Origin of the sequence: Streptomyces sp. NBC_00988 (assembly GCF_045162645.1) — a bacterium.
In the GTDB taxonomy this organism is placed as follows: domain Bacteria; phylum Actinomycetota; class Actinomycetes; order Streptomycetales; family Streptomycetaceae; genus Streptomyces.
The window spans coordinates 6,745,463-6,764,798 of the sequence record NZ_CP108730.1; the positions used below are offsets into that span (position 1 = coordinate 6,745,463).

The following is a 19,336-nucleotide window of genomic DNA, read 5'->3' on the forward strand; positions in this document are numbered from 1 at the left end:
GTCGTGAATGTGCTGGACATCCTGCTGTTGGTCGCCGCCGTGTGGTTCGCGATCGTGGGCTATCGCCAGGGGTTCGTCGTCGGCATCCTGTCGGTGATCGGGTTCCTGGGCGGCGGTCTCGTCGCCGTCTACACGCTGCCCGTGATCTGGGACGCGCTGACCGAGAAGGCGGAGGTCAGCACCACCGCGGCCGTCGTCGCGGTCATCGTCGTCATCGTCTGCGCCTCCGTCGGCCAGGCCCTGACCACGCACCTGGGCAACAAGCTGCGCCGGTACATCACCTGGTCCCCGGCCCGCGCCCTGGACGCGACCGGCGGCGCCCTCGTGAACGTCCTCGCGATGCTCCTGGTCGCCTGGCTGATCGGCTCCGCGCTGGCCGGCACCACCCTGCCGACGCTCGGCAAGGAGGTCCGCAGCTCCAAGGTGCTGCTCGGGGTCTCCCGGGCGCTGCCCGCGCAGGCCGACACCTGGTTCGCGGACTTCTCCTCGGTCCTCGCGCAGAACGGCTTCCCGCAGGTCTTCAGCCCGTTCGCGAACGAGCCGATCAACGACGTCCAGCCGCCCGACCCGGCCCTCGCCTCCAGCGCGGTCGCCACCCGCGCCCAGCAGTCCATCGTCAAGGTCATGGGCACCGCCCAGAGCTGCGGCAAGGTCCTGGAGGGCAGCGGCTTCGTCTTCGGCGACCGCCGTGTCATGACCAACGCGCACGTCGTCGGCGGCGTCGACGAACCCACCGTCCAGATAGGCGGCCAGGGCCGCAAGTACGACGCCAAGGTCGTCCTCTACGACTGGCACCGCGACATCGCCGTACTCGACGTACCGGACCTGAAGGCGCGCTCACTCCAGTTCGCGACCAAGGACGCCACGAGCGGCAACAGCGCGATCGTCGCCGGCTTCCCGGAGAACGGGTCGTACGACGTCCGTGCCGCACGCGTGCGTGGCCGCATTACGGCCAACGGTCCGGACATCTACCACCGCGGCACGGTCCGCCGCGATGTGTACTCGCTCTACGCGACCGTCCGCCAGGGCAACTCCGGCGGCCCGCTGCTCACGCCCGAGGGCAAGGTGTACGGCGTGGTCTTCGCGAAGTCCCTCGACGACCCCGACACCGGGTACGCGCTCACCGCGGACGAGATCCAGGCGGACATCGTCAAGGGGCGTACCGCGAACGAGCAGGTGGACAGCGACAGTTGCGCGCTGTGAGAGGTACCCGCCGTGAAAGGTGTGCGCGCTGAAATGCGTGCCCTGTAAGAGGTGGGTGCGTCAGCCTCGGGGATGACGCAGCCGTACCGAGACCCAGCGGGCCCGGCGGCGCAGAATGCGCGGGATCCCCACCCTGAGGTCTGTGCCCTGGAGTTGCGGGGCGCCCCGTTGGTGGGAGCTCAGACCGTGGTCCGAGCGGCGATTGCGTGCTGCGTCACTGTAGTCGTGCGTCCAGCCCATACCCCGACGTCTGCCCCTGCCCCAAGGTCGATAACCACCCCTTGGGGCCCCAATTGGCCTATGCGCGAGGCAAGTAGCCGTTCGTAGAACGGGTGTTCAGATCCGGATACCGGGTGCAGCGGACCGGTCACGCACCGGTCACGCGTCGGTCATCCACCGGTCAACGATCGGGTTCGGGATCCTTGAGCCAGTTGACCAGTTCGGTCGAGAAGACCACCGGGTCCTCCTCGTGCGGGAAGTGCCCGAGACCGTCGAACAGCCGCCAGCGGTACGGCGCTTCGACGTACTCCCCGGAGCCCGCCGCGCTGCGGGTGCGCAACACCGGGTCGAGGGAGCCGTGCAGATGCAGCGTCGGCACCCGCACCGGCCGCTTCATGCGCCGGTTGAACTGGATGCCGTCCGGGCGTGCCATCGACCGCACCATCCAGCGGTACGGCTCGATCGAGCAGTGCGCGGTCGACGGGATCAGCATCGCCCGCCGGTACGCCTCGACCGCCTCGTCGTCGGGCAGGCTCGCGCCGGACCAGTCCCGGATCAGCTTGCCCACCAACTCGGCGTCGTCGGCGAGGAGTTGCCGCTCGGGGAGCCAGGGGCGCTGGAACCCCCAGATGTAGGAACTCGCCGCCGACTGCCTGACGTCGGACAGCATCGCGTTGCGCCAGCGCCGGGGGTGCGGCATCGAGGAGACGGCGAGCCGGCGCACCAGCTTGGGGCGCATCGCGGCCGCCGTCCACGCCAGATAGCCGCCCAGGTCATGCCCGACCAGCGCGGCGTCCGGCTCGCCGAGGGAGCGGATCACGCCGGTGATGTCGAGGGCGAGGTTGGCGGGGTCGTAGCCGCGCGGGGTGCGGTCGCTGCCGCCGACGCCCCGCAGGTCCATGGCGACGGCCCGGAACCCGGCGTCGGCCAGCGCGCCGAGCTGGTGCCGCCAGGTCCACCAGAACTGGGGGAAGCCGTGCAGCAGCAGCACCAGCGGTCCGTCGCCCACCTCCGCGATGTGGAAGCGGGCGCCGTTGGCCGCGACATCCCGGTGGGTCACCTCGCGCCCGCCGGGAATGTCGAGCCGTACGACCGAAGCAGGTTGCGCCCAAGGATTGGCGGGGTCCGTCATGAGGACGAGCGTGCCACAGCCTCGATGGCTTCGGGGACACGGTCCTCGATCGCCGCGCGGGGATGCGGCTTGGCGTTGCCCAGGACGCCCGCGGTCTCCTTCACCGAAGCGGCCACCTTCTGCGGGCCCTTGCTCTTCGCGGCCTTCTTGAAGAAGAGCACGCCCACCAGCCCGAGGACGACCGCGACGAGCACGTTCGCGGCGAAGGAGAGCAGGAAACAGAGCGCCATGTTCCAGCCGCTCCAGGTGCGAATGCCGTACGCCAGCGCGAAGTTGAGCATCGGCAGGGAGAACAGCAGCACCACCGCGGCGACCGTGAACGCGCCGCCGCCCGCGACACCGCGCTTGACGTCCTGCTTGAGCTGCGCCTTCGCCAGCGCGATCTCGTCGTGCACCAGCGCGGACATCTCGGTCGTCGCCGAGGCGAACAGCTGGCCGATGCTGCGTTCGGCGCCGACCGGGCTGCCGTCGGGTGCGCTCATCGCGTACTCCCTCTTCTGCATGTGTTTGTACCGTCTGGTCAGATCATGCCGGACCGTCGTTGTCCTCGCCTGCCCCGCCCGCCACTTCGGCAAGCCCGCGTCGCTCGGCGGCCTTCACCTCGGCGAGCCTGCGGTGCTCCGCGGCCTTGCGCTCGTGGATCTCCGCCATGCGCAGGTGGTACGACGGCTCGTCCTGCTCGTAGATGTCGGGGATGCCGTCGAGGTCCTCGTCGCGCTCCTCGTCCTCGTACATCCTGCGGTACCTGGCGTTGCGCAGCTTGAGCAACACGGTCGCGCCGAGGGCCGCGATGACGGAGCCGACGAGGACGGCCGCCTTGACCTCGTCGGTGAGCATCTGGTCGCCGTCGAACGCGAGTTCCCCGATGAGCAGGGACACGGTGAAGCCGATGCCGGCCAGCGAGGCGACCGCGAACACGTCCGGCCAGGCCAGGTCGTCGCTGAGTGAGGCCCGGGTGAAACGGGCCGTCAGCCAGGTCCCGCCGAAGATGCCGACCGCCTTGCCGACGACCAGTCCGAGGACCACGCCCAAGGTCTCGGGCTTCGTGAATACGTCCCCGAGCGCGCCGCCCGAGATGGCGACCCCGGCGCTGAACAGCGCGAACAGGGGGACGGCGAGGCCCGCCGACAGGGGCCGTACGAGATGTTCGACGTGCTCGCCGGGGGAGTGCTTCTCGTCCTCGCGGGTGGTGCAGCGCAGCATCAGGCCCATCGCGACACCGGCGATCGTGGCGTGGACGCCGCTGTTGTACATCAGGGCCCAGTTCACGAGCGCGAGCGGGACGTAGACGTACCAGCCGCGCACGCCCCTGCGCAGCAGCAGCCAGAAGACGGCCAGGCCGATGGCGGCCCCGCCGAGTGCCACGAAGTCGATCCGGGCGGTGAAGAAGATCGCGATGATCAGGATCGCGAACAGGTCGTCGACGACGGCGAGCGTGAGCAGGAAGGCGCGCAGCGCGCTCGGCAGGGAGGTGCCGATGACCGCGAGGACGGCGAGCGCGAAGGCGATGTCGGTGGCGGTGGGCACGGCCCAGCCCTGGAGGGAGCCGCCGCCGGTGAGGCTCGTGAGCGTGTAGACGAGTGCCGGTACGGCCATGCCGCACAGGGCCGCCACGACGGGCAGGGCGGCGGCCTTGGGGTCGCGCAGGTCGCCGGCGACGAGTTCGCGCTTGAGCTCGATGCCGGCGACGAAGAAGAAGACGGCGAGGAGGCCGTCGGCGGCCCAGTGGGCGACCGAGAGGTTCAGGCCGAGGGCGCCGGGGCCGAGGTGGTAGTGGCTGACGCTCTCGTAGCTGTCGTGCAGGGCGGGGACGTTGGCCCAGATCAGCGCGGTGACCGCAGCGATCAGCAGGAGGACACCGCCGACGGTCTCGGTGCGCAGCGCGTCCGCGACGAAGTTCCGCTCGGGCAGGGACAGCCGTCCGAGCACCTTGCGGGCGGCGGTGGGGCGGGGCGCGGTCACGGGGAGACCTCCGGGGTGGCGGGCAGCACAGAGCACTTGCCGACCAGACTTCCCGGCGCACCTTGTCGCGTCCTTGACGCTTTACTTAGCTTACCTAAGGTGCGGCGGGATGAGCCCTGCGGATCTCACGGTATGCGCGAAAGGGGCGCCCGGCACGTTCGCCGCCGGGCGCCCCTCGTCGTCGTATGCGCAGGTCAGTCCTCGCTGGATGCGGCCGGGAGCTTGTCCTGGATGAGGTCCATGACGGTGGAGTCGGTCAGGGTGGTGACGTCTCCCAGCTGCCGGTTCTCCGCCACGTCGCGCAGCAGGCGGCGCATGATCTTGCCGGAGCGGGTCTTCGGCAGCTCGGCCACCGGCAGGACCCGCTTGGGCTTGGCGATCGGGCCGAGGACGGTGCCGACGTGGTTGCGCAGGTCGGCTACGAGGTTCTCGTCCTCGGCGTTAGCCGTGCCGCGCAGGATGACGAAGGCGACGATCGCCTGCCCGGTGGTCTCGTCGGCCGCGCCCACCACGGCCGCCTCGGCGACGGCGGGGTGGGACACGAGCGCCGACTCGACCTCGGTGGTGGAGATGTTGTGCCCGGACACGAGCATCACGTCGTCCACGCGGCCGAGCAGCCAGATGTCGCCGTCGTCGTCCTTCTTGGCGCCGTCACCGGCGAAGTACCTGCCCGGGAACCGCGACCAGTACGTGTCGAGGAACCGCTGGTCGTCGCCCCAGATCGTGCGCAGCATCGACGGCCACGGCTCGGTGAGGACCAGGTAACCGCCGCCGCCGTTCGGGACCTCGTTCGCCTCGTCGTCGACGACCGTCGCGGAGATGCCGGGCAGCGGGGTCTGCGCGGAACCGGGCTTGGTCGCGGTCACGCCCGGCAGCGGCGAGATCATCATCGCGCCGGTCTCGGTCTGCCACCAGGTGTCCACGATCGGCGTCTTGTCGGCGCCGATGTGCTTGCGGTACCAGATCCACGCCTCGGGGTTGATCGGCTCGCCGACCGAGCCCAGAATGCGCAGGCTGCTGAGGTCGAACTTCGCGGGGATGTCGTCGCCCCACTTCATGAACGTACGGATCGCGGTCGGCGCCGTGTACAGGATCGTCACCCCGTACTTCTGGACGATCTCCCAGAAGCGGCCCTGGTGCGGGGTGTCCGGGGTGCCCTCGTACATGACCTGGGTCGCGCCGTTCGCGAGCGGGCCGTAGACGATGTACGAGTGCCCGGTGACCCAGCCGACGTCGGCCGTGCACCAGTAGACGTCGGTCTCCGGCTTGAGGTCGAAGACGGCGTGGTGGGTGTACGCGGCCTGGGTGAGGTAGCCGCCGGAGGTGTGCAGGATGCCCTTGGGCTTACCCGTAGTACCGGAGGTGTAGAGGATGAACAGCGGCTGCTCCGCCTCGAACGCCTCGGGCGTGTGCTCCGCCGACTGCCGCTCGACGATCTCGTGCCACCACACGTCCCGCTCGTCGTTCCACGCGACGTCCTGGCCCGTACGGCGGACCACGAGCACGTGCTCGACGCCGCTGTCCGCGCGGTCGACCGCGTCGTCCACGGCCGGCTTGAGCGCGGACGGCTTGCCGCGCCGCCAGCCGCCGTCCGTGGTGATGACGACCTTGGCGTCCGCGTCCTGGATGCGGGTCGCGAGCGCGTCCGCCGAGAAACCGCCGAACACCACCGAGTGCGCGGCGCCGATGCGCGCGCAGGCCAGCATCGCGACCGCGGTCTCCGGGATCATCGGCATGTAGACGGCGACCCGGTCGCCCTTCTGAACTCCCAGCTCCAGCAGGGCGTTCGCGGCCTTGGAGACCTCGTCCTTCAGCTCGGCGTAGGTGATCGCGCGGCTGTCGCCGGGCTCGCCCTCGAAGTGGATGGCGACGCGATCGCCGTTGCCCGCCTCGACGTGCCGGTCCACGCAGTTGTACGCCACGTTGAGCGTGCCGTCCTTGAACCACTTGGCGAACGGCGGGTTCGACCAGTCCAGCGTCTCGCTCGGCTCCTTCGCCCAGCTCAGGCGGCGGGCCTGCGCGGCCCAGAAGCCGAGCCGGTCAGCCTTGGCCTGCTCATACGCCTCCGCCGTGACATTGGCGTTCGCCGCCAGGTCGGCGGGGGGTGCGAACCTGCGCTCCTCGCGCAACAGGTTGGCCAGGCTTTCGTTGCTCACGGCATCTGCCTTTCCCAGGGTGTCCGTTGTGTCCCGGGCCAGCTCATCAGACCCGGGGGTCCGATGACAAGGGTCGCCGAAATATTGGTTTAGACCTGTCATCGGACCCGCGGGCAGAGACATGTGGAGCGGGTCTTTCGTACCCACGGACGCCGGGTGAACAAGGTTCAGGCCGACATGTCCGCCACCCCCACACCGTCGAACAACTCGTCCCCGTCCTCCTCGGTCAGCAAGTACGCCTGCGCCTCACCGACATGGAAATACATCCCGTGCAGCTCCAACGCCCCCTCCCGCAACGCCCGAGCCACCGACTCGTGCCCCCGCAGATGCTCCAACTGCTGCACCACATTGGTCAGACACAACTGCTCTACGGCGTCGGCGGGCGCCCTTCCGGTCAGCCGCGCCCAGGGCCGGCCGTCGTCGGCCATCCGCTCCAGGCTCGGCAGCCCGTGCCGCAGCCACCGCTTGAGCGGCGTCTGGGCGCCCCCGGGCTCGGAGTTGAGCAGCGCCTGCATGGCCCCGCACCCGGAGTGCCCGCACACCGTGATCGATCTCACGCGCAGCACGTCCACCGCGTACTCGATCGCGGCGGCCACCGAGTCGTCGCCGCTCTCCTCGCCCGGTGGCGGCACGAGGTTGCCCACGTTCCGCACGACGAACAGGTCGCCGGGACCACTGGAGGTGATCATCGACGTCACCAGCCGCGAGTCGGCACAGGTCAGGAAGAGCTGCGAAGGTCGCTGCCCTTCCCTGGCCAGCCGGGCCAGCTCGCCCCGCACGAGCGGCGCGGTGTTGCGCTGGAACGCGCTGATGCCACGGGCCAGTTGGTGACCGCCGGGCCCGGTGCCGGTGTCCTTGCCGGCGCCGGGGCGGGCGTCCGTGCCGGTGCCGCTCGGGGTGGCGGTGCCGGGTGCGGAGGTGCCCGGTGCGGGACGGTCGGTCGATTCGGTGGTGGGGTCGTTCAGGGGCGCGGACCGCGGGGGCTCGCACTGGTGGTTGCGCCAGGGCGTCCAGGGGTGGCAACGGCAGGCGGTGGATGCGGTGGACGCGGTCGGGGTGCCGGTCCGGGCCTCGCTCGTCGCGCCGGTCGCGGTGTCGGCCGGTGTTGCGTCACTCCCGGTGCGGCCCGGCTCGGTGACGCGAACTCCCGTACGCCGCCCGGTCAGTTCGGCGGAACCTCCGCGCGCGGTGTGCGCGTTCTGCCAGTCCTGCAGTGACTCGTACGCCGCGTGGTCCATGAACGAACCGTCCAACTCCACGACGGCGTGGGCGCCTTGGGGTACGAGATGCAGGGTGCGGCTGAGCCGCGGCACCGCGAGGAACGTCAACTGCCCCCGGACGTGTACGTGATGGACTCCTTCCTTCTCGTCGTGCGTGATGCGGGTGTGGGCAAGGCGGTTGAGGGCGACGGCAACGGCCACGGTGACCCCGAGGAGCACGCCCTCCAGGACACCGAGGAAGACCACGCCGAGGGTGGTGACGGCGTAGACCAGCACTTCGCGGTGGCGGGTCACCGTGCGGATGTGGTGCAGGGACACCATCTGGATGCCGACGGCCATCACGAGTGCGGCGAGCGAAGCGAGGGGAATCAGCTCCAGCACCGGGACCATCAGCAGCGCGGCTACCACTACGAGAACGCCGTGCAGCATCGTGGAGTTCCGGCTCACGGCACCGGCCTGCACATTCGCCGAACTCCGTACGGCCACGCCCGCGACCGGCAGTCCGCCGAGCGCGCCGGAGACGATGTTGGCGGCGCCCTGGCCCAGCAGTTCGCGGTTCAGGTCGGAGCGGCCGACGCGGGCGGAGAGCCCGGGCTGCCCGGCGACCAGCTTGTCCACGGCGACGGCGCCGAGCAGCGACTGCACGCTGCACACCAGCGTGGTGGTGAGCACGGCGGCGGCGATCCCGAGCACCGGGCCCTCGGGCAGTCCGGCCAGCGCGTGGCTGCTCCAGGACGGCAGGTCGACCTTGGCCAGGCTCAGCCCGGTGAGGGAGGCGGTGAGGGTGGCTCCGGCTACGGCGACGAGCGCGGCCGGGATCTTGCGCATCAGGTGCCCGAGCCGGCCGGGGACGCGCGGCCACAGCAGCAGAAGGGCCAGGGTGAGCACGCTCATCGCCACGTCGGCGGGGTGCAGGTCGGCCAACTGGGCGGGCAGCGCGCGGAGGTTGGCGAGGACCGAGCTCTGCGGAGTGCCGCCGAGCACGATGTGCAGCTGGGCGACGGCGATGGTGACACCGATGCCGGCCAGCATGCCGTGCACGATGGCGGGGCTGACGGCGAGCGCGGTGCGGGCCACGCGCACGCAGCCCAGGGCGAGTTGGGCGAGTCCGGCGAGGACGGTGACCGCGCAGGTCGTACGCCATCCGTAACGGTGGATCAGGTCAGCGGTGACCACGGTGAGCCCGGCGGCCGGGCCGCTGACCTGGAGGGGGCAGCCGCCGAGCAGACCGGCGACGAGGCCGCCCGCGGCGGCGGCGACCAGGCCGGCCTGCAGGGGCGCGCCGGTGGCGAGGGCGATGCCGAGGGACAGGGGGAGGGCGATCAGGAAGACCGCGATGGAGGCCGACACATCGGCGCCCGCGATACGGAAGCGGCGGGGCGCGGGCGGCGGTGGGCTGTGGGGTGGGTGGACGCGCTTCGTCCGATTCGCGTTCGCATTCGAATCGGTGGCGCGGGTGGGTACGCAGGCTGACATGTCTTCCCGTCTCCTCCGGGGCAGCGCGGTCGCGGAACTGGTGGTCCCCGTCGATGGCGGGGGTCGGTCGCGGCCGTGGGTCACGGCGTGCAGCGGCGGGATATCTCAACGCTCGGTAAATGGATCGTAATGCAGAGTAAAGGTCAAGCATAGACTTTGCGGGCGAATGGGCTAATAAGTCACCTCGGTGAGTGAAGTGGAAATTTCATCGGCTTGTCGTACTAATCCCACCTTCGGCCCCGTGCGACCTTGGCGGCGCTGCCGGGATTCCCGGCACATCGCCAGAAAACGCCCTGATCGGCGTCGGTCCGAACGAAGGAAGAAGGTGGGCGGACATGGCCGCCACCCAGAGGATCACCGCGGGCGCCGTGATCGCCGCGGCCTGTGCCGCGTCGCTCGCCGGTTGCGCGATCGGTGACAAAGGTTCCCCGCAGGGAGCGCACGGTCCGCACAAGGCGGCGCCCGCCCCGGCACCCAAGAGCGGAGTCCGCCTGATCGGGGACGGCTCCACGTCGTACACCGGGGCGCAGCCGCATCTGCCCAGACCCGAGCGGCTCAAGCCCGGCCAGAAGCCCCCGCAGTTCGTGGTCTTCTCCTTCGACGGCGCCGGCGAGGACAGCCAGAAGCTGTTCTCCCACTTCCGCAAGGTCTCCAAGGCCAACCACGCGAACATGACGTACTTCCTCAGCGGCGTGTACATGCTGCCGGAGGACAAGCGAGACCTCTACAAGCCCCCGGAGCACTCGCCGGGCAGCTCCGACATCGGCTTCAACGACGAGCAGGGCATCGCCGACACCGTGAAGCAGCTGCGCCTGGCGTGGCTGGAGGGCAACGAGATCGGCACCCACTTCAACGGTCACTTCTGCGGCAAGAACGGCGGGGTCGGCGAGTGGTCGGTCGCCGAGTGGAAGAGCGAGATCGCCCAGGCGAAGCAGTTCGTGAAGACCTGGAAGACCAACTCCGGGATGAAGAAGGCGTCTTCACTGCCCTTCGACTACGACAAGGAATTGGTCGGCGCCCGCACGCCCTGCCTGGAGGGTCAGGCCAACTTCATGAAGGCGGCCAGCCAGCTTGGCTTCCGCTATGACACCAGCGGGGTCAACGACCAGATCTGGCCCAAGAAGAAGGAGGGGCTGTGGGACCTGTCCATGCAGCTCGTCCCCTTCCCCGGCCACACCTACGAGCAGCTGACCATGGACTACAACTTCATGGTCAACCAGTCCGGCACGCAGACCCAGGGCGACCCCGACAAGTTCGACCAGTGGGGCGACGAGATGCGTGACGGCCTGCTCAAGGGCTTCGACCGGGCCTACGACGGCAACCGCGCGCCCCTGGTCATCGGCAACCACTTCGAGTCCTGGAACGGCGGCACCTACATGCGTGCCCTCGACGAGGTCATCGAGAAGGTCTGCAACAAGTCCGAGGTGCGCTGCGTCTCCTTCCGGCAGCTGTCCGACTGGCTGGACGCCCAGGACCCGCAGACCCTGGCCAAGCTCCGCGGTCTGAACATCGGCGAGGCACCGAAGGCGGGCTGGACGTCCTTCCTGACCGGCCGCCCCGCCCCGGCCCCGAAGGGCGTCCCCGGGGCGCCGGCGGTCAAGCAGTAGGCGCTACTGGTCAAGCGGTGAGAGGTAGTTGGGGGAGAGCGCGCTTCATGCGGTGGCGGTGACGCTCTCGTCGAGCACGAACCCGGGGTCGACCTGCGCGGCCAGGTCGGCCCCGGTGCGCTCGTTGCCCCAACTCTGCGCGTTCTTCAGGTGGAAGTGCACCGTCTGCCGCGTGTAGCGCTCCCAGTCGCGCAGTTCGTACGTGGCGTCGGCAGCGATCTCCAGCAGGCGCAGGGCGCGGCGGTTGGCGTCCTCCAGGAGCTCGAACCGGGGCGGCCGGCCCTTCTCCATGGCGCGCACCCAGTCCGAGTGCCCCACCGTCACGAGCAGGTCGTCCCCGACCTCGGCGCGGAGGAAGTCGAGGTCGTCCTGGTCCCGCACCTTGTTGCCGACGACCTTCAGGACGACTCCGAAGTCGCGGGCGTACTCCTTGTACTGGCGATAGACGGAGACCCCCTTCCGGGTCGGCTCGGCCACCAGGAACGTGATGTCGAAGCGGGTGAACATGCCGGAGGCGAAGGAGTCCGAGCCCGCCGTCATGTCCACCACGACGAACTCGTCGCGCCCGTCCACCAGGTGGTTCAGGCACAGCTCCACCGCTCCCGTCTTGGAGTGGTAGCAGGAGACCCCCAGGTCGGCGTCCGTGAAGGGGCCCGTGACCATCAAACGGACGGCGCCGCCGTCGAGTTCCACCGGCCGCGCGCAGGCGTCGTAGACCGGATTGTTCTCGCGCACCCGCAGCAGCCGGGAGCCCTCGCCGGGCGGGGTGGTCTTGATCATCGTGTCGGCGGAGGCGATGCGCGGGTTGGTGCCGCGCAAGTAGTCCTTGATCAGGGGGAGGTGCTCGCCGAGTGCGGGCAGTGCGGCGGCCTCGGACTCGTCCAGGCCGAGGGCGGGGCCCAGGTGCTGGTTGATGTCCGCGTCGACGGCGACGACCGGTTGGGAGGTGGCCGCGAGGTGGCGGACGAACAGGGAGGACAGGGTGGTCTTCCCGCTGCCGCCCTTCCCGACGAAAGCAATTTTCATGTTCACGAAGCGTAGTCGTGACATAGCTGTACGTGGCAGGTGTGCGTGAAGAAGACCACTCAATCGTGGGGCGCGCCCCCGGGATGGCTACTGTCGTACTCATGAGTACGACAGGTGCGACCGCCGATCCGCTCGCGGCCCTGGGCACACTGCCCGGAGTGGCCGAGTCCGTCGAGTCCATGCGCAAGGCCGTGGACCGGGTCTACGGGCACCGCGTCATGCGGCGCCGCAGCAACGAGCTCACCGCCGAGGCGGCACTGCGCGGCGCGCGTGGCTCGGCGGCGCTGTCCGGGGCCGACTGGGCACTCGAAGAGGTGCGTCGGCGCACCGACTTCAGCGGTGACACGGAGGCCCGCACGATGGGCGCGGCTCTCCGGCTGTCCTCCGAGGCGGGCCAACTGCTGTCCATCTGGCGGCAGTCGCCCCTCCGGGTGCTCGCCCGGCTGCACCTGGTGGCGGCCGCGAGCGACGAGGACGCGGTCGGTCGGCCGCGACAGCAGGGCGAGCCGGTCGACGAGCCGCTCGTCGAACTGCCGCTGCCGAGCGCGGCCGAGGTGTCCGGACGCCTGGACGGACTCGCGGACCTGATCATCGCGGGCGGCTCGGCACCGGCGCTGGTGACAGCCGCCGTCGTGCACGGCGAGCTGCTCGCCCTGCGCCCCTTCACCTCCCGCAACGGCCTGGTCGCGCGCACGGCCGAGCGGATCGTCCTCATCGGCAGCGGCCTCGACCCGAAGTCCGTGTGCCCGGCGGAGGTCGGCCACGCCGAACTGGGGCGCGCGGCCTATCTGGCGGCGCTGGACGGTTACGTATCGGGCACCCCGGAGGGCATGGCCGCCTGGATCGCGCACTGCGGCAGGGCGGTCGAACTGGGGGCGCGCGAGTCGACGGCGGTGTGCGAGGCGCTTCAGCGCGGGGCCGCTTAGTAGCGAGCGCCGATATGAAAAAGGCCCCCTACTGGGGGGCTGTTACAGAGGTGCGGCGGTACGAGGATTCGTACCGCCGCTGGCATGTTCCACCGGGTTACCAAGCGTCCTCGAAATATTGCCCATCAGGTCGGGACATTGCCCGTCACCTGGTGCGGCTGGCCCGTAATCGACGGGTCGACGTCGCGTGGGTGCTCGGTGTTCATGCGCGGTCCGTGGGGCCAAATGCGGTATTAAGGTGATCCTTTCGGATGTCCTTGGTCTCGCGGGCCGTTGAATCCTTTGTACTCCAGCCCTGGAGGAAGCGGAACCCCTGGCGGTGGTTCTTTACTTTTACGTTCAAAGGGTCACTAACCGGCGTAAACGGTCGCCGCTTTGCGTCGGCTCGCGTACCAGACGAGCCCCGCCGTGGCCGCCGCGGCACCCACGGCCGCCGCCACGACCAGCGCCGGGCGGGGCGGAACGGAGAGCACGGGCAGCCGCTGCTTGAGTCGGACCGGGCGGTTGAAGTCCAGAATCGGCCACCCGCGCGCGAGTGCCTCGCGGCGCAGCGTGCGGTCCGGGTTCACGGCGTAGGGGTGGCCCACGGACTCCAGCATCGGCACATCGGTCGCCGAGTCGCTGTAGGCGTAGCAGCGGTCGAGGTCGTACCCCTCGGACTGCGCCAGCTCCTTGATCGCCTCGGCCTTCGTCGGGCCGTACGCGTAGTACTCCACCTCGCCCGTGAAGCAGCCGTCGTCGCCCACGACCATGCGGGTCGCCACCACCCGGTCCGCGCCCAGGAGTTCACCGATCGGCTCGACGACCTCGGCGCCCGACGTGGACACGATCACCACGTCGCGGCCGGCGGTGTGGTGCTCCTCGATGAGGGAGGCCGCCTCGTCGTAGATGATCGGGTCGATCAGGTCGTGCAGTGTCTCCGCGACGATCTCCTTGACCTGCTGGACGTTCCAGCCGCGGCAGAGTGCGGACAGGTACTTCCGCATCCGCTCCATCTGGTCGTGGTCGGCGCCGCCGGTGAGGAAGACGAACTGCGCATAGGCGGTCCGCAGGGCGGCCCTGCGGTTGATCAGTCCGCCTTGGTAGAAGGACTTGCCGAAGGTGAGCGTGCTCGACTTCGCAATGACCGTCTTGTCCAGGTCAAAGAAGGCTGCTGTGCGGGGCAAGGAGTGGTTTTCCACAACCCAGAGCATAGGCGCAGCCCATTCGGCGTAAGGTGAGGCGCGTGGGTTTGCCTGAGAGGCCTCTCGGGTACACCATGGAAGTCACGGATCGTTCGCGACCGTGCTAACGCGGTCCGGCTCCTCCCCCCCCCGAGTCGGCCGTGAAGGCGACCCCCACTCTCCCCCCCGGTGGGGGTCGTCGCATGTCCGGACGCGTTTTCCCTCCCTGTACGTGGTCGTGAGGCCAACCCGAGGCGGCTGATGCCGCCTTTTTTCATGCCCAGGACTCGTCACTGTGTGTAGTTGGCGGGCTGCGCTGCGGAACTCGCACAGAGGTCGGTACGGGGGTCGCCGGTATGGGTGAAGGCGATATTCACAGGCCCTGAGTTGTCCACAGTTTTCGACCAAGATCCACACGATTTCCGCGATGCCCGCACCGTGATTCCAACGCGTCCTCGCTCGCGGCGAGTTCATGGCCCGTTCCGTTTGTCGGACGCGTTTGGCCGGTTTCTGTCGGCCGTGCATATGGAGGGCCGGTCGCCGGTTCTCCGCACCTTTGGAAATCGCGGGGCCGCAGGGGTGACGCGAGAGACACAGCGATGGGGGATGGAAAACATGGCCGGAACCGTCACACACGATCCGCCGCACGCCGCCGGAGGGCGACAGGGCGGACCGCTGATCGTCACCGAGGACGTCGATCTCCTCGACGACCTGCTGCGCCTGTGCGCGGCGGCCGGCGCGACACCCGAGGTCCATCACGGGGTGCCGGAGCGCCAGGGCGGCTGGGAGACGGCCCCGCTCGTCCTGGTCGGCGACGACGCGGCCCGCCGGGTGCGCGGGGCCGCCCGACGGCGTGGGGTGGTGCTGGTCGGCCGGGACCAGGACGACTCGGGGGTCTGGCGGCGGGCCGTCGAGATCGGCGCCGATCACGTCCTGATGCTGCCCGACGGCGAGCAGTGGCTGGTCGACCGCATCGCCGACGTGGCCGAGGGCGTCGGCCGCCCCGCGCTCACCGTGGGCGTCATCGGCGGCCGCGGCGGGGCCGGAGCCTCCACGCTCGCGTGCGCCCTCGCCGTCACCTCCGCGCGTGAGGGGCTGCGAACGCTCCTGGTGGACGCGGATCCAAGTGGAGTGCGCGTGGGTTCGGCGGTGGCCTCCGCTGGAGGAAAGTCTGCATTTCAGCACGTGGGAGACCTGCGTTCGAGTCGTCCCTCGGTCGTGTGAGATTGCTGCGATTACTCGCAGATTCTGCGAGTGCCCCTCGTAATCTGCGTGTCCGTGGTGGATTCCGAGACTCGTCACCTGGCGGTGGTTCCCGCTCCGAGGGATGACTCCGGCCCGGGCGGCTGTGAGCCAGGCCTGGCGGACGTGCTGACGTTGCAGCGGCGCCGGGCGGCCGAGAGCGATGCGGAGGACGAGCAGGGCTTCTTCGTGGACACCCTCGCGGAGTACCAGTGGGCGCGGGACGCTGCCGGGCTGATGCCCCGGACCATCGACAAGCTGGTCAAGCCGGTGATCGAGGTCTGTGAGTACTTCGGTCTTGTGCCGTGGCGGTTGCAGCCCCGGCATGTGGATCACTACTTCGCGGGGCCGGGGAAGCGAGCCCGTTCGACGGTCCGCACGAAGATGAACATCATCGACGGATACTTCGCGTTCCTTGAGCAGCGATATGCCGGCGAGATCGCCCGCCGCTTCGGCGTGAGTGTCGAGTCGCCGATCGACCCGTTCAACAGGCCGCGTCACCGTGGCGACTTCGGATTACGGATCCCGCCGTCGCAGCAGGCTATGAAGGAGTTCTTCCGGCGCTGGCGCGAGGAACTGCCGCATGTCCGCAAGCAGTCGGTGGCCTGCCGCAACTATGTGATGGCGAAGATCGCCTATATCTCCGGTGTCCGGGCGGCCGAGTTGTGCACTCTCCGCGTCGCGGACGTGCACTGGGAGGCCGGGGAGTGGGGCCGGTTCTTGGTGCTGGGCAAAGGTGCTAGAGGTTCGGGTCCGCGGCAGCGGGAGGGGTATCTCTTCGCTGAGGGCCGCGATCTGCTGTGGTGGTATGTCGAGGAAGTCCGCGGCATGTTCCAGGACGATCCCGACCACCCCAGTGCCCCGCTGTGGCCGTCGGAGAGGACCCCGAAGGCGATCGCGGCCCTCAACATGCCGGTCGCCCCGGCGATCGTTCCCTCGACCTTCCGAGGGGCCCTCAAACGGGCGGGCTCGGACTACCTCCCCGGCCCGGTCACGGACCTGTTCCCTCACCTCCTCCGGCATGCCTGCGCGACCCACAACTACGAGAACGGCATGTCGTTGTGGGAAGTCCAGAAGTTGCTGGGCCACGACTGGGCAACCACCACGGTTCAGTACCTGGCCAGCGCTCATGCCGACCCGGAAATGGCATGCCGGGAGTCATCCGGGCGAGCGGCCCAGCGGCTGATCATGGACAAGGGGAATCTGCGATGAAGTGGAACTTGCGGTGGGCCGCGGCCAAACGCGACATCTGGCGGCCCACCGATCTTCTGGTGGCCTTCAAGGAGGTGGGGTTCACTCCCTCGCTCAGCAAGGTCGCGGCTTTGTGGGGGAACACGCCGGTGACTGTCCGCCTGGAGGACCTCGACAAGATCTGTGCGGCCCTGAACTGCAGTGTCTCCGATCTGTTGGAAGCGGAACCCGTCGCGTCGGCGACCGGCTCCCAGGACATCCAGAAAGCCGTGGGTGCCCCGGAGGGCGGCCCGGGGCCGGTGCGGCCGATCGCTCGACGCTCTGGTCCGCGACGGCTCCAGCCCCCGAACTGATCACATGCTGAACCAGCGGGCCAGACAGTGCAGTGAGTGCCTGAAGTGGGGTTTCTTCAAGAGTTTCACCTGTTATGGGTGCCGGTGCTGGCGGAAGAAGTATCCCGATCGGGGGCAGTGCCGTCGTTGTCGACATGTTCAGCACCTGGGCGTCGACGGCTTCTGCCGGTCCTGCTTGATCGCCCTGCGTGAGGCGGGCGGACTCGCCCCCGTTCCCGGTGACGTCCTCGTGCCGCAGCCCTCTCAACTCGCAGTGTGGTGGGCCGGCCTGCCCGTGGCCGAAGCACAGCCCTTGGCCAAATCCACCCGCCGACGCCGAAAGCACCCCCGCAAGGCCCTTCTCCTGCCTCCGGCTCCCAAGCCTCGACGGGACGATCCGCAGGTGATCTGCTCGGCCATCTCCGGGCAGACGACACTGTTCACGATGCCGCGGACGATCACGAGCGCTCACCTCGACCGCATCAGTGACCGCTCCTGGCCGGAGTGGGAGGCCCTGACCGCCGTGGTCGCCGAGGTTGCCGCAGAGCGGCAGGTCGGCGATGTATGGCGCCGGCTGGTCCACCGTCAGCTCCGGGGCGTCCTGTCGATCAGGGACTCCGACGGTGAGACGGTCGTAGCCGAAGAGGCCCTCGATCAGGTGCCCCGTGGAATCCCGGGCGGCACTGCCGAAGTTCTGCGGCGAGCGGGCCTCCTCCGCCCGAGGACACGGCGTCGGGCGGCACGGTGGCCCGTCGGCAGCTGCCAGGACTGTGGATGCTGGGGCATCACCAGTCGTCTGTGTCCTGGCTGTCGCAGCTGGGGGCGTCCCAACTTCGGTCTTTGCTGTCCGCCCGGGCGGTGCGACCGGTGCAGGCGTTCGATGCTGTCGGTGTCGACCGAGTACGGACTCTGCCGGGGATGCCTCATCCACGTTCGCGAGAACGGGACGGAGGACCACCCGGACTTCACCCAGCTGCAGGTCGCTCTCGGCGGTCGCCAGGCTCGCCAACTCCGCAATTTGGAAGGGAGGTTGGGGTATTCGCCCGATCGACACCCGGTGCGGTCCCGTGAGGCGCAACGGCAACGGGCCCGGCGGCCGCGGCCGCCAGTCTCCGACCACTTGGTCGATCCGCGCCAGCTGATCCTGTTCGACATGGACAGGGACTGGAGCCGGGTGGCGCGTCTCACCGCCGATGAACTGCCCTCCCTGACCTCGGAGTCCGAACAGGTCGCGACCGAGTTCATCCGCGTCTCGCGACGGCAGAGCCGCCTGATCGTCCCGGACCCGCACGGGCATAAAGCGTCCCTCCGTGCCTTGCGGATCGTCCTGGCGTGGCTCGGTGCCGAGGCCCCCGTCCAGGAGCGTGACTTGCGGACCCTGGCGACCCTCGACCCCAATATCAGCGGGCAGCGAGTGATCTGGTTCCTGGCCGAACGCGGCCTGCTCGAACCCGATCCTGCCCTGCGGATCGATCGCGATGCCCTGACCGCCGAGGAGATCATCAACCAGTTTCCGGTCCCGATGAGGGACGAACTCCGCTCCTGGACCAAGGTGTTGAGGGGGGAGGGGCGGCGGAAACACCCTCCACTGACGTCCCATCGCATTCTGGTGTATCTGCGGATCGTCCGGCCCGTCCTGGAGGAGTGGGCCAAGCGCACGGAGACCTTGAAATCCATCACCACCAAGGAGTTCAAGAACGTTCTTGCCGCCAGAAAACCGGGAACAGCGCGGGCCGTTCACCATGCCTTGCGCAGCCTCTTCCAAGGCCTCAAGCAGGAACGGGCGATCTTCCGGGACCCGACCCGCGGCGTCACTCTGCCCGGCGTGGTCACCCTGCCGGCATCGGTGCCGAGCGACCGGCTCGCCGGACTAATGGGGCGGGCCCGAACTCCCCTGCATCGGCTGTTGTTGGCCCTGGTCACCATCCATGCGCTCACCCCGACCCAGGCCGCCCGGATCCACCTCGACGACGTCGACCTCACCCGAGGTCAACTGATCGTCAGACACCGGTATCACCGCCGGACCGTCTATCTCGACCCGCTCACGGTCGAACTCCTCACCGACTGGCTTCGCGAACGACAACATACCTGGCCAACCTCCGGCAACCCGCACCTGCTGGTCACCAGTCAGACCGCCCTGGACATCGCCCAACCGCCAGTCAGCGGAGGCCTGTTGCAGCATGTCTTCGAGAAAATCGGGATCCCTGCCCGGACCCTCTGGCAGGACCGCGTGCTGCACGAAGCCCAACTGACCGGCGATCCGGTGCACTTGATGAGGCTGTTCGGCATCGCGGCCGAGACGGCGATGAAGTACATCCGGGCCGCCCACCCCGAAAAGACAGGGCGAACTACCACAAGGTAAGCGGATTACGCAACCTCAACTGGTCAGACTTTCTTCGCCTAACGGGTTGAAGTTTTGTTGATCGGGGGCTCGGGAGTCCCGACCGCCCTCTAGAGTCGACCCCGGACACCTCCTCCGGG

14 protein-coding genes and 1 pseudogene are annotated in these 19,336 nt (G+C 69.1%); 7 read left to right on the plus strand and 8 right to left on the minus strand.

Going from position 1 to position 19,336, the window contains the following annotated elements:
* Positions 1-3: 3 nt before the first annotated feature.
* Positions 4-1,203 carry a MarP family serine protease gene (locus OG496_RS31015; RefSeq protein ID WP_366494430.1) on the plus strand — a complete coding sequence of 400 codons (1,200 nt, stop codon included), beginning with the start codon at positions 4-6 and terminating at the stop codon, positions 1,201-1,203.
* A 60-nt stretch (positions 1,204-1,263) separates the two neighbouring features.
* On the opposite strand, the gene OG496_RS31020 is transcribed toward OG496_RS31015, so the two are convergent.
* The 6 genes from OG496_RS31020 to OG496_RS31045 all read right to left on the minus strand — a co-directional run bounded on the left by OG496_RS31020 (position 1,264) and on the right by OG496_RS31045 (position 9,368).
* The gene (locus OG496_RS31020; protein ID WP_078623198.1) at positions 1,264-1,443 is read right to left on the minus strand and encodes a hypothetical protein; all 180 of its coding nucleotides are present in this window, start codon (positions 1,441-1,443) and stop codon (positions 1,264-1,266) included.
* Between the two features lie 160 nt (positions 1,444-1,603).
* Positions 1,604-2,554, minus strand: coding sequence for an alpha/beta hydrolase (locus OG496_RS31025; RefSeq protein WP_366494429.1), 951 nt, complete (start codon positions 2,552-2,554; stop codon positions 1,604-1,606).
* On the minus strand, positions 2,551-3,036 hold the full coding sequence (locus OG496_RS31030; RefSeq protein ID WP_327402382.1) for a phage holin family protein: 486 nt from the start codon (positions 3,034-3,036) through the stop codon (positions 2,551-2,553). Before OG496_RS31030 ends, OG496_RS31025 begins: the two co-directional genes overlap by 4 nt.
* A 43-nt stretch (positions 3,037-3,079) precedes the next feature.
* Complete coding sequence (gene nhaA / locus OG496_RS31035; RefSeq protein WP_366494428.1) at positions 3,080-4,516, minus strand: Na+/H+ antiporter NhaA; 1,437 nt, start codon at positions 4,514-4,516, stop codon at positions 3,080-3,082.
* Between the two features lie 194 nt (positions 4,517-4,710).
* Entirely contained in the window at positions 4,711-6,672 is a 1,962-nt protein-coding gene (gene acs / locus OG496_RS31040; protein WP_405973250.1) for an acetate--CoA ligase, read from the minus strand.
* A 167-nt stretch (positions 6,673-6,839) separates the two neighbouring features.
* On the minus strand, positions 6,840-9,368 hold the full coding sequence (locus tag OG496_RS31045; protein WP_405973251.1) for a SulP family inorganic anion transporter: 2,529 nt from the start codon (positions 9,366-9,368) through the stop codon (positions 6,840-6,842).
* Between the two features lie 335 nt (positions 9,369-9,703).
* On the opposite strand from OG496_RS31045, the gene OG496_RS31050 reads away from it, so the two are divergent.
* Positions 9,704-10,975 carry a hypothetical protein gene (locus OG496_RS31050; RefSeq protein WP_405973252.1) on the plus strand — a complete coding sequence of 424 codons (1,272 nt, stop codon included), beginning with the start codon at positions 9,704-9,706 and terminating at the stop codon, positions 10,973-10,975.
* A gap of 45 nt (positions 10,976-11,020) precedes the next feature.
* Here OG496_RS31050 and OG496_RS31055 read toward each other — a convergent pair whose 3' ends face one another.
* Positions 11,021-12,001, minus strand: a complete 981-nt coding sequence (locus OG496_RS31055) for an ATP-binding protein (protein WP_405973253.1) — start codon at positions 11,999-12,001, stop codon at positions 11,021-11,023.
* A gap of 101 nt (positions 12,002-12,102) precedes the next feature.
* Between OG496_RS31055 and OG496_RS31060 the strand changes: the two genes are divergently transcribed.
* Positions 12,103-12,927 carry an oxidoreductase gene (locus OG496_RS31060; protein ID WP_366494422.1) on the plus strand — a complete coding sequence of 275 codons (825 nt, stop codon included), beginning with the start codon at positions 12,103-12,105 and terminating at the stop codon, positions 12,925-12,927.
* Positions 12,928-13,277: 350 nt separating this feature from the next.
* Here OG496_RS31060 and OG496_RS31065 read toward each other — a convergent pair whose 3' ends face one another.
* Positions 13,278-14,120, minus strand: a complete 843-nt coding sequence (locus OG496_RS31065) for an HAD-IB family hydrolase (RefSeq protein ID WP_366494421.1) — start codon at positions 14,118-14,120, stop codon at positions 13,278-13,280.
* A 585-nt stretch (positions 14,121-14,705) separates the two neighbouring features.
* On the opposite strand from OG496_RS31065, the pseudogene ssd reads away from it, so the two are divergent.
* From ssd to OG496_RS31085, 4 genes and pseudogenes are all read left to right on the plus strand, one after another.
* Positions 14,706-15,334: pseudogene (gene ssd / locus OG496_RS31070) on the plus strand (septum site-determining protein Ssd); the annotation flags it as partial.
* A 64-nt stretch (positions 15,335-15,398) separates the two neighbouring features.
* Positions 15,399-16,544, plus strand: coding sequence for a tyrosine-type recombinase/integrase (locus tag OG496_RS31075; protein WP_405976744.1), 1,146 nt, complete (start codon positions 15,399-15,401; stop codon positions 16,542-16,544).
* Positions 16,541-16,876 (plus strand): helix-turn-helix domain-containing protein, encoded by a 336-nt coding sequence (locus OG496_RS31080; protein WP_405973254.1) that lies wholly within the window; start codon positions 16,541-16,543, stop codon positions 16,874-16,876. Before OG496_RS31075 ends, OG496_RS31080 begins: the two co-directional genes overlap by 4 nt.
* Before the next feature lie 1,132 nt (positions 16,877-18,008).
* Positions 18,009-19,217 (plus strand): hypothetical protein, encoded by a 1,209-nt coding sequence (locus tag OG496_RS31085; RefSeq protein WP_405973255.1) that lies wholly within the window; start codon positions 18,009-18,011, stop codon positions 19,215-19,217.
* The last annotated feature ends 119 nt before the right edge of the window (positions 19,218-19,336 follow it).